This is a genomic window from Actinoplanes sp. KI2, assembly GCF_025630775.1.
GTDB lineage: Bacteria > Actinomycetota > Actinomycetes > Mycobacteriales > Micromonosporaceae > Actinoplanes.
The window spans coordinates 17,818-30,978 of the sequence record NZ_JAOSZE010000030.1 but is presented as its reverse complement, the minus strand read 5'-3'; the positions used below and the strand labels follow the sequence as shown (position 1 = coordinate 30,978).

The 13,161-nt window shown below is 71.2% G+C and carries 10 protein-coding genes; 8 read left to right on the top strand and 2 right to left on the bottom strand.

What is annotated here, in order from left to right; all coding sequences use genetic code 11:
• Nucleotides 1–13 precede the first annotated feature (13 nt).
• Entirely contained in the window at nt 14–2,413 is a 2,400-nt protein-coding gene (locus tag ODJ79_RS29350) for an FAD-dependent oxidoreductase (RefSeq protein ID WP_263026843.1), read from the bottom strand.
• 74 nt (nt 2,414–2,487) lie between these two features.
• Nucleotides 2,488–3,258, bottom strand: a complete 771-nt coding sequence (locus ODJ79_RS29345; RefSeq protein WP_263026842.1) for an IclR family transcriptional regulator — start codon at nt 3,256–3,258, stop codon at nt 2,488–2,490.
• Nucleotides 3,259–3,370: 112 nt separating this feature from the next.
• Between ODJ79_RS29345 and ODJ79_RS29340 the strand changes: the two genes are divergently transcribed.
• The 8 genes from ODJ79_RS29340 to ODJ79_RS29305 are packed head-to-tail and all read left to right on the top strand — an operon-like array spanning nt 3,371 to nt 13,148.
• Nucleotides 3,371–4,537, top strand: coding sequence for an NAD(P)/FAD-dependent oxidoreductase (locus ODJ79_RS29340; RefSeq protein WP_263026841.1), 1,167 nt, complete (start codon nt 3,371–3,373; stop codon nt 4,535–4,537).
• A gap of 20 nt (nt 4,538–4,557) precedes the next feature.
• Nucleotides 4,558–4,863, top strand: coding sequence for a bifunctional 3-phenylpropionate/cinnamic acid dioxygenase ferredoxin subunit (locus tag ODJ79_RS29335; protein WP_263026840.1), 306 nt, complete (start codon nt 4,558–4,560; stop codon nt 4,861–4,863).
• On the top strand, nt 4,860–6,518 hold the full coding sequence (gene betA, locus ODJ79_RS29330) for a choline dehydrogenase (protein WP_263026839.1): 1,659 nt from the start codon (nt 4,860–4,862) through the stop codon (nt 6,516–6,518). The genes ODJ79_RS29335 and betA overlap by 4 nt, the downstream gene beginning before the upstream one ends.
• Complete coding sequence (locus ODJ79_RS29325; protein WP_263026838.1) at nt 6,515–7,972, top strand: aldehyde dehydrogenase family protein; 1,458 nt, start codon at nt 6,515–6,517, stop codon at nt 7,970–7,972. The genes betA and ODJ79_RS29325 overlap by 4 nt, the downstream gene beginning before the upstream one ends.
• Before the next feature lie 19 nt (nt 7,973–7,991).
• Complete coding sequence (locus ODJ79_RS29320; RefSeq protein WP_263026837.1) at nt 7,992–9,011, top strand: glycine betaine/L-proline ABC transporter ATP-binding protein; 1,020 nt, start codon at nt 7,992–7,994, stop codon at nt 9,009–9,011.
• Complete coding sequence (locus ODJ79_RS29315) at nt 9,011–10,981, top strand: ABC transporter permease (RefSeq protein ID WP_263026836.1); 1,971 nt, start codon at nt 9,011–9,013, stop codon at nt 10,979–10,981. The genes ODJ79_RS29320 and ODJ79_RS29315 overlap by 1 nt, the downstream gene beginning before the upstream one ends.
• The gene (locus ODJ79_RS29310; RefSeq protein ID WP_263026835.1) at nt 10,978–11,955 is read left to right on the top strand and encodes an ABC transporter substrate-binding protein; all 978 of its coding nucleotides are present in this window, start codon (nt 10,978–10,980) and stop codon (nt 11,953–11,955) included. The genes ODJ79_RS29315 and ODJ79_RS29310 overlap by 4 nt, the downstream gene beginning before the upstream one ends.
• Entirely contained in the window at nt 11,937–13,148 is a 1,212-nt protein-coding gene (locus ODJ79_RS29305) for a sarcosine oxidase subunit beta family protein (protein WP_263026834.1), read from the top strand. The genes ODJ79_RS29310 and ODJ79_RS29305 overlap by 19 nt, the downstream gene beginning before the upstream one ends.
• Nucleotides 13,149–13,161 lie beyond the last annotated feature (13 nt).

Sequence of the window (13,161 nt, the reverse complement as noted above, 5' to 3'; positions counted from 1 at the left end):
ATGACACCTCGCGTTAGCGGCGGATGCGTTCCATGGTGGGGTCGAACAGGGGCTCCGCCTGCACGGTCGCCGGCAGCCGCTCGCCGAAGTACTCGACGGCCAGGGCGGTGCCGGGGGCCGCCAGCGCGCCCGGGAGCCAGGCGTAGGCCACGGTCCGGCCGATGCTGTAGCCGTACGAGGCGCTCGTGACGTAGCCGACCGGGGAGCCGTCGGCGAACACCGGTTCCTTGCCCATCACCACGGCGGCCGGGTCGTCGAGGGTCAGGCAGGTGAGCCGGCGCCGGGACGTCTGCTCGGAGCGGCCCGCGATCGCGGCGCGGCCGATGAAATCGCCCTTCTCCATCCGGACCGCGAAGCCGAGGCCCGCCTCGTACGGATCGTGCTCGGTGGTCATGTCGATCCCCCAGGCGCGGTAGCCCTTCTCCAGCCGGAGGCTGTTGAAGGCGCTGCGCCCGGCCGCGACGACGCCGTGCTCCTGGCCTGCCTGCCAGAGCGTGTCCCAGAGCTTGAGCCCCAGGTCGGCGGAGGTGTAGAGCTCCCAGCCCAGCTCACCGACGTAGGACAGGCGCAGCGCGGTGACCGGAACCTCGCCGAGGTAGGCGCTCGTGCCCCGGAAGTACTTGAGGGCGGCGTGCGAGAAGTCCGTCCGGGTCAGCGGCTGGACGAGGTCGCGGGCGAGGGGACCCCAGACGCCGATGCAGCAGGTGCCGGCGGTGATGTCGCGGACCGAGACCCCGTCGGCGGGCAGGTGGCGCCGCATCCAGTCCTCGTCGAGGGGGCCGTTGGCGCCGACCTGGAAGACATTCTCGGCGAGGCGGGCCACGGTCAGGTCGCTGCGGACGCCGCCGTCGTGGCCGAGCATCAGCGTGTACGTGACGGATCCGACCGACTTGGCCAGGTTGTTGGTGGTGAGCCGTTGCAGGAAGGCGAGCGCGCCGGGGCCGCTGACCTCGAAGCGCTTCAGCGGCGTCATGTCGTACATGGCCACCCGCTCGCGGGTCGCGATGGCCTCGGCCGCGGCGATCGGCGACCAGTATCGTGCCGACCACGCGTCGCGCGGCGGGACGGGGGCGGGCAGGGCGACGTTCGCCTCGTACCAGTAAGGCCGCTCCCAGCCGGTGCCCTCCAGGAAGAATGCGCCGAGCTCCCGCTGGCGGGGGTAGAACGGGCTGGTGCGCAGCGGTCGCGGGCGCTCCATCGGCTGCAGCGGGTGGATGATGTCGTACACCTCGATGAAGTTCTGCTTGCCGCGCTGCTCGATGTAGTCGGGCGCCAGGTGGACCTGCTCGAAGCGGTTCAGGTCGCACTCGTGCACGTCCGTCGAAGGTTGCCCGTCGACCAGCCACTGGGCCATCGCGCGGGCGACGCCGGCCGAGTGGGTCACCCAGACCGCCTCGGCCACCCAGAAGCCGCTCAGTCCGGGGTGCTCGCCCATGATCGGGAAACCGTCGGGGGTGAACGAGAAGATGCCGTTGATGCCCTCCTCCACCTTGGTGCCGGCCAGGCCGGGCAGCAGGGCGACGCTCTCCCGCCAGGCCGGGGCGAAGTCGTCCTCGGTGAACGGCAGAATGCTCGGCATCACCGGGGCGTCGGCGGGGGAGGGGACGTCGTCGGGGTCGACCGGCATCGGGCGGTGCCCGTAGTAGCCGATGCCGACCCGGTCGCCGTACTCGCGGAAGTAGAGATCTTGATCCTGGTGGCGCAGGATCGGCGTGCCGGTCAGGTCGGCGACCGGCCCGGTCTTGGCGTATTGGTGGGCCAGCGGCAGCAGCGGAACGGTGAGGTCGACCAGGCGGCCGATCCGCGGTCCCCAGAAGCCGGCCGCGCAGACCACGATCTCCGCCGGAATGTCGCCGCGGTCGGTCTCGACGCCGGTGACCCGGCCGTTCTCCCGGGCGATTCCGGTGACGGTGTGGCCGCCGAGGAAGCGGGCGCCGCGGTCGATGGCCCGGCGGGCCTGGGCCTCCACCGCGCCTACCGCGTCGGCCAGCCCGTCGGTGGCCACGAAATAGCCGCCGTGGATCGTCGCCGGGTCGAGCAGCGGGTGCCGTTCGGCGCACTCGTCCGGGTCGAGCAGCGTGGCCTCGACGCCCCACGAGGTGGCCCAGCCGTGCTTGCGGCGCAGGTCGGTCCAGCGGGCCTCGGTGGTGGCGACCTCGAGCCCGCCGACCTGCCGGAAGCAGCCCAGGCCGTGGAGCTTGTGGACGGTGTAGGCGGCGAACTCGGTCATGGTCTTCGACGGGTTCGTCTGGAACACCAGGCCCGGTGCGTGCGAGGAGGAACCGCCGGTGGCGAACAGCTCGCCCTGGTCGACGACCGTGACATCGGTCCAGCCGCGCTCGGTCACCTCGTCCGCGAGTGCGCTGCCGACGACGCCGGCGCCGATGATGACTACCCGGGGGGATCTGGTCATGAGCACACACTCCGTCGCAACGGCCAGAGTTGCACCGTACGATGCGCGTTGCGCTCAACACAACACCCTGGTTTTCAGCGGACGTAACCCATCCGCTCGCTCACCTCGTCGGCCGCCTCGATCACGCGCCGCGCGATGCCGGGAAAGGCGTCGTTGGCCAGCCGGTAGGCCGGGCCGGAGACGCTGAGCGCCGCCACCACCGAGCCGTCGGCGCCGCGGACCGGCGCGGCGACGGCGTTGAGGCCGACCTCGTACTCCTCCGCGGTGCAGGCCCACCCGGCGTCCCGGATCCGGTCCAGTTCGGCGGCGAGCGCCGCCACGTCGGTGACGGTCGCGTCGGTGAACCGCTCGAGGGGCTCGGCGAAGACCGACGCCAGGACGCTCGTCCGGCCGAAGGCCAGCAGGACCTTGCCGCTGGAGGTGGCGTGCAGGGGAGTCTGCTGGCCGATCCAGTTGTGGCTGGCCACGGCCGCCGCGCCCCGGCTCTGGCTGATGTTCACGGCCCGGCGGCCGTCGAGGATCGCCAGGTTGACGGTGTCGCCCAGGTCCGCGGCGAGCCGTTCGCAGGCGTCCTGGCCCTGCCGGTTCAGGTCGAGCTGCGCGGTGATCGCGCCGGCCAGCCGGACGATGCCGAAGCCGAGGCGGTAGCTGCCGCGGTCCTCGGTCTGCTCGACGAAGCCGCGGGTCTCCAGGGCGGCGAGCAGACGGAACGCGGTGGACTTGTGCACGCCGAGCTCCCGGCCGATCTCGGTGACGCCGGCGTCCTTCCGGCGGGCCAGGATCTCCAGGATGCTGAGCGCGCGGTCGACGGACTGGACCACCGCCGTTCCGGACTGGTTGCTCATGGCGCAACAATAAGCCACGATCGTGCCTTGACTATCCCTCTTCCGGCGGGCACGCTGTTGCGTATCTCAAGATCTGTTTCGTGTTGCACAACGAAACAATGGGGGCGGTGACGTGCTCAGGATCGCGATCGTCGGGTCCGCCGTCGCGGGCTTCGCCGCCGCGCGTGCCCTGCGCCGCCAGTCGTTCGAGGGCGAGATCGTGGTCATCGGGGCGGAGCGGCATGAGCCGTACGACCGTCCGCCGCTGTCGAAGGCGTTCCTGACCGGGGACTGCTCGATGGCGGATCTGGCGCTGGCCGACCCGGCCGAGGACCTGGACGTGCGGTGGCGGCTCGGCACGCCGGCCGCCCGGCTCGACCCCGGCAACCGCCGCATCGTGCTCGACGACGGCGCGGAGATCCGGGCCGACGGCGTGATCGTGGCGACCGGCGCGCGGGCCCGGCGGCTGCCGGCGACCGACGGCCTGGCCGAGGTGCACACGCTGCGCACCCTCGACGACGCGATCGCCCTGCGCGCCGCTCTCCGGCCCGGCCGGCGGCTGGTGGTCGTCGGGGCCGGCTTCATCGGCGCCGAGGTCGCCTCCAGCGCGCGCTCTCTCGGTCTTGAGGTCACCGTCGTCGAGGCGCTCCCGGCCCCGCTCGCCGGGCCGCTCGGCGCCGAGATGGGCGCGGTGTGCGCCGGTCTGCACGGCGACCACGGCGTACGGCTGCTTACCGGCGTCCCGGTCGCGGGCCTGAGAAAAGAGGCGGTCGAGCTCGCCGACGGCGCCCGGTTGCCGGCCGATGTCGTGCTGGTCGGGATCGGCGCCCGGCCCAATGTGGAGTGGCTGGCCGGCTCCGGGCTGGCGATCGCCGACGGCGTGGTCACCGACGAGTCGGGCGCGACCAACCTGCCCAACGTCGTCGCCACCGGCGACTGCGCGACCTCCTTCAACCGGTACGCGGGCCGGGCCATCCGGGTCGAGCACTGGACCCACGCGTTCGAGCAGCCCGCGACCGCGGTGGCGACGCTGCTGGCCGGCGGGGGCCGGCGCCCGCCGGAGCGGCCCGAGATCCCCTACTTCTGGTCCGACCAATACGGCGTCCGCATCCAGTTCGCCGGGCACCGCGAGGACGGCGACGCCGTGCGGGTCGTCGAGGGCGACACCGGGCAGCGCAGTTTCCTGGCCGTCTACGAGCGCGACGGGCAACCGGTCGCCGTGCTCGGCATGAACCAGCCCAAGCTCTTCACCCGGTGGCGCCGCCAGTTGCGCGCGCCGATCCCCACCGCCGCGCCCTGACCCGCCAGCCTGGAGCCCCGATGTTGCGACCCGTCTGCCCGCTCGACGCCATCCCCCGTGGTGAGGCGTACCGGTGGGCGGTCGATCCGCCGGTGGCCATCTTCCACACCGAGGACGGCGAGGTCTACGCCGTCGACGACACCTGCACGCATCAGGACGCCTCGCTGGCCGACGGCTGGCTCGAGGGCGCCGAGGTCGAGTGTCCGCTGCACGCCTCCCGGTTCGACCTGCGGACCGGGCAGGTGGATGCGCCCCCGGCGAAGAAGCCGATCCGTACCCATCGAGCCGAAGTGATCGACGGCGTGATCCACGTGGCGGTCTCATGAGGTACGACTTCGTCATCGTCGGCGGCGGCTCGGCCGGCTGCGCCCTGGCCAACCGGCTCTCCGCCGACCCCGCCACCAAGGTTCTCGTGCTGGAGGCGGGGCGGTCCGACTACCCGTGGGACGTCTACATCCACATGCCGGCGGCGCTGACCTTTCCGATCGGCAACCGGCTCTACGACTGGAAGTACGAGTCCGAGCCCGAGCCGCACATGCGGGGCCGGCGGATCTACCACGCCCGCGGCAAGGTGCTGGGCGGGTCGAGCAGCATCAACGGCATGATCTTCCAGCGCGGCAACCCGCTGGACTACCAGCGGTGGGCCGCCGATCCCGGCATGGAGACCTGGGACTACGCGCACTGCCTGCCGTACTTCCAGCGGATGGAGTCGTGCCTCGCGGCCGGTCCGGACGACCGGTTCCGCGGCCACGACGGCCCGCTCGTGCTGGAGCGTGGCCCCGGCACCAACCCGATCTTCCAGGCGATGCTGGCGGCGACCCGGCAGGCCGGCTATCCCGCCACCGACGACGTCAACGGCGAGCAGCAGGAGGGCTTCGGGCTCTTCGACCGGACGATCCGGCGCGGGCGGCGGCTGTCGGCGGCGCGGGCCTATCTGCACCCGGTGATGCGGCGGCCGAACCTCACCGTGCGCACGCGGGCCTTCGTCACCCGGGTGCTGTTCGAGGGCACGCGGGCGGTCGGCGTCGAGTACGCGCACGGCCGTGGTGCTCCGCGCCGGGCGTACGCGGGGGAAGTGATCCTCTGCGGCGGCGCGATCAACTCGCCGCAGCTGCTGCAGCTCTCCGGGGTCGGCAACGCCGGCGAGCTGTCCGAGCTGGGCGTCACGCCGGTGCACGACCTCCCCGGCGTCGGCGAGAACCTTCAAGACCATCTCGAGGTGTACGTCCAGTACGCCTGCACCCAACCGGTGTCGATGCAGCCCTACCTGAAATGGCGCCACCGGCCGTGGATCGGGGCCCAGTGGCTGTTCCTGCGCCGCGGACCGGGTGCGACCAACCATTTCGAGGCGGGCGGGTTCGTCCGCAGCAACGACGAGGTCGGCTACCCCAACCTGATGTTCCACTTCCTGCCGATCGCGGTGCGCTACGACGGCTCCGCACCGGCCGGCGGCCACGGCTACCAGGTGCACGTCGGTCCGATGTACTCCGACGCCCGCGGCTCGGTGAAGATCGTCAGCCGGGATCCGCGGGTGCATCCGGCCCTGCGGTTCAACTACCTCTCCACCGAGCAGGACCGTCGCGAGTGGGTCGAGGCCGTCCGGGTCTCCCGCAAGATCCTCAACCAGCCCGCCCTGGAGCCGTTCAACGGCGGCGAGATCTCGCCGGGGCCGGCGGTGCAGACCGATGCGGAGATTCTCGACTGGGTGGCCCGGGAGGGGGAGACGGCGCTGCATCCCTCCTGCACGGCCCGGATGGGTGTCGACGACATGTCCGTCGTGGACCCGGCGAGCATGCGGGTGCACGGCCTCGACGGGCTGCGCGTCGTCGACGCCTCGGTCCTGCCGTACGTCACCAACGGCAACATCTACGCTCCGGTGATGATGGTCGCCGAGAAGGCCGCGGACCTGATCCTGGGAAACACCCCGCTGGCGCCGAATCCGGTCGCGTTCTACCGGCACGCCGAGGAGGGGCGCCGATGAAGGACCTCCTGATCGGCGGCGAGTGGCGCGAACCCGCGGCGGGCGGCCAGCGGGAGATCCGCTGTCCCGCCGACGGAAGCCTGGTCGCCACGGTCGCCGAGGCCGGCCCCGCGGACACCCTGGCGGCCGTCGCCGCCGCCCGGCGGGCCTTCGACGACGGGCCCTGGCCGGGCACCCCGGCGATCGAGCGGGCCGCGCTGCTGTCCCGGGTGGCCGGCCTGATCGCGCGGGACCGGGCGGAGCTCGCCCGGGCGGAGTCGCTCGACACCGGCAAGCGGCTGGTCGAGAGCGAGTACGACATGGACGACGTCGCCGCCTGCTTCCGCTATTACGCGGGGATCGCGGCGACCGAGGCCGGGCGGGTCATCGACACCGGCCGGACGGACGCGATCAGCCGGATCGTGCACGAGCCGGTCGGGGTGTGCGGGCTCATCACGCCGTGGAACTATCCGCTGCTGCAGACCTCGTGGAAGGTCGCCCCGGCGCTGGCGGCCGGCAACACGTTCGTCCTGAAGCCCAGCGAGCTGACCCCGTCCACGGCCGTGCACCTGATGCGGCTGCTCGACGAGGCGGGGCTGCCGCCCGGCGTCGCCAACCTGGTCCTGGGCGCCGGCGCCGAGGTCGGTGCGCCCCTCGGCGTACACCCGGACGTGGATCTGATCTCCTTCACCGGTGGTCTGGCGACCGGGCGCGCCCTGATGGCGGCCGCCGCCGGCACGGTGAAGCGGGTGTGCCTGGAGCTCGGCGGCAAGAACCCGAACGTGGTCTTCGCCGACGCCGACTTCGAGACCGCGGTCGACTTCGCGCTCACCGCCGTCTTCCTGCACTCCGGGCAGGTCTGCTCGGCCGGTGCACGGCTGATCGTCGAGGAGTCCCTGCACGACGCGTTCGTCGACGCGGTCGTGGCCGGAGCCGAGCGGATCCGGCTGGGCGGCCCGTTCGATCCCGACGCGGAGACCGGACCGCTGATCTCGGCGGCGCATCTGGCCAAAGTGGAGGGTTACGTCGCGGCCGGTGTCGCCGAGGGGGCGGTGCTGCGCTGCGGCGGACGGCGGCCGTCCGGGCCGGGCTTCTATTACCGGCCGACGGTGCTCGACCGGTGCCGGGCGGGGATGAGCGTGGTGCGCGAGGAGTCGTTCGGTCCGGTGCTCACGGTGGAAACGTTTACCGGGGAGGATGACGCGGTGCGCATCGCCAACGACACCCACTACGGCCTGGCCGGCGCGGTCTGGACCCAGGACGCGGGCAAGGCGCAGCGAATCGCCGGGCGACTCCGCCACGGCACAATTTGGATCAACGACTACCATCCATACGTGCCGCAGGCCGAGTGGGGCGGTTTCCGGCAATCCGGGACCGGCCGGGAGCTCGGCCCGACCGGCCTGGACGAGTATCGCGAGATCAAGCACATCTGGCAGAACATCGACCCCCGGCCGCAGCGCTGGTTCCGCGGCTAGCCCTTTTGGAGCGTTTCTCATGAGCCGGGTGATCTCGGTCCGCGACCTGTGGAAGGTGTTCGGGCCCAAGGCCGCGCAGGTGCCGGCGTCGCCCGAGCTCAGTGCACTCTCCCGGCGGGAGCTGCTGGACCGGGCCGGCTGCACCGCGGCGGTGCGCGACATCTCGTTCGACGTCGCGCCGGGTGAGGTCTTCGTGGTCATGGGGCTGTCCGGCTCCGGCAAGTCGACCCTGGTGCGCTGCCTCACCCGGCTGGTGGAGCCGACCGCCGGCGAGGTGGTCTTCGAGGGCGAGGACATCCTGCACGCGGACCGCAAGCGGCTGCGCGAGCTGCGCCGGCGGAAGTTCTCGATGGTCTTTCAGCACTTCGGCCTGCTGCCGTACCGGCGGGTCGTCGACAACGTCGCCTACGGTCTGGAGATCCGGGGCACCGGCCGGGCGGAGCGGACCCGCCGCGCCATGGAGGTCATCGAGCTGGTCGGCCTCGGCGGGTACGAGAACTCCTACCCCGACCAGTTGTCCGGCGGCATGCAGCAGCGCGTCGGGCTGGCCCGGGCGCTGGCCGTCGACCCGGACGTGCTCTTCTTCGACGAGCCGTTCTCGGCCCTGGACCCGCTGATCCGCCGGGACATGCAGAACGAGGTCATCCGGCTGCACCGCGAGGTCGGCAAGACGATGGTCTTCATCACTCACGACCTGTCCGAGGCGTTGAAGCTCGGCGACCGGATCCTCATCATGCGCGACGGCATGACGGTGCAGTGCGGCACCGGCGCCGATCTGGTCGGCGCCCCCGCCGACGACTACGTCCGCGACTTCGTCCAAGACATCCCTCGCTCGCAGGTGCTCACGCTGCGCTGGATCATGCGGCCGCCGGGGTCGGACGAGCCGCTCGACGGCCCGGAGCTGAGCCCGGACCTGGTGGTGATCGAGGCCGCGCGCCCGGTGCTGGACGCGGGGAAACCGGTGAAGATCGTCGAGGACGGGAAGCTGCTCGGGGTCGTCACCGGCGACGACATCTTTGCCGTGCTGGCCGGTGCCTGATGAGCACGACCACGGCCGCGGCGCCACGAGCCCGTTCGCTGCGGCGGTTGAGCACGCCGGTGCAGGCGGCCGCGGTCCTGGCGGTCTGGGTGGCGCTCTGGCCGCTGGTCCGCGGGCGCGACACGCTCGCCCTGTCGCCCGCCGACCTCACCCCGCTGCACCGCTGGCTGAACGACGTGAACGACACCGTCGGCGCCAACCGCAACAGCAGTCCGATCTTCCTGTACTTCGTCAACGAGATCCGGGCCGTCGTGGACGGCTTCGCCACCTTCGTCCAGGCGCTGCTGTCCCAGCCGTCGTACGGCCGGCCGGTGCCGGTGCTGGGCTGGCTCGGGGTGGTCGCCGTGGTGGCGTACGTCTCCTGGGTCTTCGCCGGCTGGCGGATCGCGCTGCTGGCCGCGGGCGGGTTCGTGTTCCTCGGCCTGCAGGGGCTCTGGCAGGAGAGCATGGACACCCTCGCGCTCACCCTGACCGCCGTCGCGATCTCGCTGCTGCTCGGCATTCCGCTGGGGATCTGGGCGGGGCTCTCCGACCGGTTCAACCGGCTGGTCACCCCGGTCCTGGACTTCATGCAGACGATGCCCACCTTCGTCTACCTGGCGCCGCTGACCCTGCTGTTCCTGATCGGACCGGCCTCGGCGGTGATCGCGACGCTGATCTACGCGATGCCGCCGGCCATCCGGATCACCGCGCACGGCATCCGGTCGGTGCCCGCGACGCCGATCGAGGCGACCGCGTCGCTCGGGGCGACCCGGTGGCAGACGCTCACCGGGGTGCTGTTGCCGATGTCGAAGCGCACCATCGTCCTCGGCGTCAACCAGACGATCATGGCGGCCCTGTCGATGGTCACCATCGCGGCCCTGATCGACGCGCCCGGCCTCGGCAAGACGGTGGTCAAGGCGTTGCAGACGCTGGACGTGGGCACCGCGTTCAACGCCGGCCTCGCGATCGTGGTGCTGGCCATCGTGCTGGACCGGGTCACCACCGCGGCGGCCGCCCGGGTCGACCGGGCCGGCCGGCCCAGCCGCTTCCGCCTGCCGGTCCGGGTGCTGCTCGGCGTGCTGGCCCTGGTCTGCTGCTACCTGTCCTACACGTACGTGTGGGCGGCGGAGTTCCCGGACGACGCCGGCGTCGGCAGCGCCCTGGCCCGGGGCGCCGACACCGTGACCACCTGGGCGCAGGACAACCTGACCACGGTGACCCAGGCGCTCAAGAACACGGTCACCGTGGTGCTGGTCGATCCGCTTCAGGCCCTGCTGACCGAGTCGCCGTGGTGGCTGGTGGGCGCGGCGGCCATCGTGCTGGCGGCGCTGCTGGGCAGCCGGCGCGCCGCGGTCACCACGACGATCTGCATCGGGCTGCTGGTCGGCACCGGGTTGTGGCAGGACAGCATGACCACCCTGGCCATGACCATCGTGGCCACCCTGCTGGTGATGGTGCTCGGCGTGGTCTTCGGGGTCTGGATCGGACGCAACCGGCACGTGGACCGGATCATCCGGCCCCTCCTCGACGCCGGCCAGACCATGCCGGCCTTCGTCTACCTGGTGCCCTTCCTGGCACTGTTCGCGGCCACCCGGTTCACCGCGATCGTCGCGGCCGTGGTCTTCGCGGCGCCGGTCGCGATCAAGATCATTGCCGATGGCGTACGCGGCGTGTCGCCCACCACGGTCGAGGCCGCGACCGCCGCGGGGTCGAGCACCTGGCAGCTGATCACCAAGGTGCAGCTGCCGATGGCGCGCCAGTCGCTGACACTCGCGGCGAACCAGGGTTTGATCTATGTGCTCTCCATGGTCGTGGTCGGCGGGCTCGTCGGGGCCGGCGCGCTCGGCTACGACGTGGTGGCCGGCTTCTCCCAAGGAGAGCTGTACGGCAAGGGACTCGCCGCCGGGGTGGCCATCGTGCTCCTCGGCATCATGCTCGACCGCATCGCCCGCGCTGATAACCCCCGTCACGGAGGACGAAAACCATGATTCCCATCTCGAGATCCGGCCGCTTCGTCGTGGCCGCCACCCTCACCCTCGCGCTCACCGCCTGCGGCGGCGCGAAGGTGGGCGATAACAATGCCGGCGGTGGCTCGTCCGCGCAGGCGGCCAACTGCGGAACCTTCAACCTCGCCGTCAACCCGTGGGTCGGGTACGAGGCCGATGCCGCGGTCGTCGCGTACCTCGCCAAGACGAAGCTCGGCTGCACGGTGAACAAGAAGGACCTCAAGGAGGAGGTCTCCTGGCAGGGCTTCGGCACCGGTGAGGTGGACGCCATCCTGGAGAACTGGGGCCACGACGACCTCAAGAAGAAGTACATCGAGGAGCAGAAGACGGCGGTGGAGGCCGGCCAGACCGGCAACGAGGGCGTCATCGGCTGGTACGTGCCGCCGTGGATGGCCACCCAGTACCCCGACATCACCGACTCGAAGAACCTCAACAAGTACGCGTCGATGTTCAAGACCTCGGAGTCCGGCGGCAAGGGTCAGCTGCTCGACGGCGACCCGTCCTACGTGACCAACGACGAGGCCCTGGTCAAGAACCTCAAGCTCAACTTCAAGGTGGTGTACGCCGGTAGCGAGCCCGCGCTGATCCAGGCGTTCCGGCAGGCGGAGGCGAAGAAGACGCCGCTGCTCGGCTACTTCTACGAGCCGCAGTGGTTCCTCTCCGAGGTCAAGCTCGTCAAGGTCAACCTGCCCCCGTACACCACCGGCTGCGACGCGGACGCCGCCAAGGTCGCCTGCGACTACCCGAAGTACGACCTCGACAAGATCGTCAGCAAGAAGTTCGCCGACGCCAACGGCCCCGCCTACAAGCTGGTCAAGGCGTTCAACTGGACCAACGACGACCAGAACACGGTGTCCAAGTACATCGCCGAGGACAAGATGAGCGACGAGGACGCGGCGAAGAAGTGGGTGGACGCCAACCCGGACAAGGTCAAGGCATGGTTGGCCCAGAGCTGACCGGTCGGCTCTGGCGCAACCCCGAGCCCCGCGCCGCCTACGATGTTGTGATCGTGGGCGGCGGGGGGCACGGCCTGGCCACCGCGTACTACCTCGCCAAGAACCACGGGATCACGAACGTGGCGGTGCTGGAACGCGGCTGGCTGGCCGGCGGCAACATGGCCCGCAACACCACGATCATCCGGTCCAACTACCTGTGGGACGAGAGCGCCGGCATCTACGAGCACGCGCTCAAGCTCTGGGAGGGGCTCGAGGAGGAGCTCGACTACGAGATCCTGTTCAGCCAGCGGGGCGTGCTCAACCTCGCGCACAGCCCGCAGGACGTCCGGGACAGCGTGCGCCGGGTGCACGCCAACCGGCTCAACGGCGTCGACGCGGAGTGGCTCGACCCGGGGCAGGTCAAGGAGGTCTGCCCGATCGTCAACATCTCGCCGGACGTGCGCTACCCGGTGCTCGGTGCCACCTACCAGCCCCGCGCGGGCATCGCCAAGCACGACTACGTCGCCTGGGGTTTCGCGCGGGCGGCCGACGCGCTCGGCGTCGACCTGATCCAGCATTGCGAGGTGACCGGCCTGTCCGTGACCGGCGGGCGGGTCACCGGGGTGGAGACGACGCGGGGCACCATCGGGGCCGGCCGGGTCGCGCTCAGCGCGGCCGGACACACCTCGGTGGTGGCCGCCATGGCCGGCATCCCGCTGCCCCTGCAGAGCCACCCGCTGCAGGCGCTCGTCTCCGAGCTGCTCGAGCCGGTGCACCCGACCGTGGTCATGTCGAACGCCGTGCACGTCTACGTCAGCCAGGCGCACAAGGGCGAGCTGGTGATGGGCGCCGGCATCGACAGCTACAACGGGTACGGGCAGCGCGGCGCGTTCCACATCATCGAGCGGCAGATGTCGGCGGCGCTGGAGCTGTTCCCGGTCTTCGCCCGCGCCCACCTGCTGCGGACCTGGGGCGGCATCGTGGACGTCACGCCGGACGCGTCCCCGATCGTCGGCCTGACCCCGGTCGACGGGTTGTATCTCAACTGCGGCTGGGGCACCGGCGGCTTCAAGGCGACGCCCGGCGTGGGCTGGTGCTACGCGCACACCGTCGCGCACGGTTCGCCGCACCCGCTGAACGCGCCGTTCAGCCTGGACCGGTTCACCACCGGCGCCCTCGTCGACGAGCACGGCGCGGCCGCGGTCGCCCACTGATACATAGGACGAA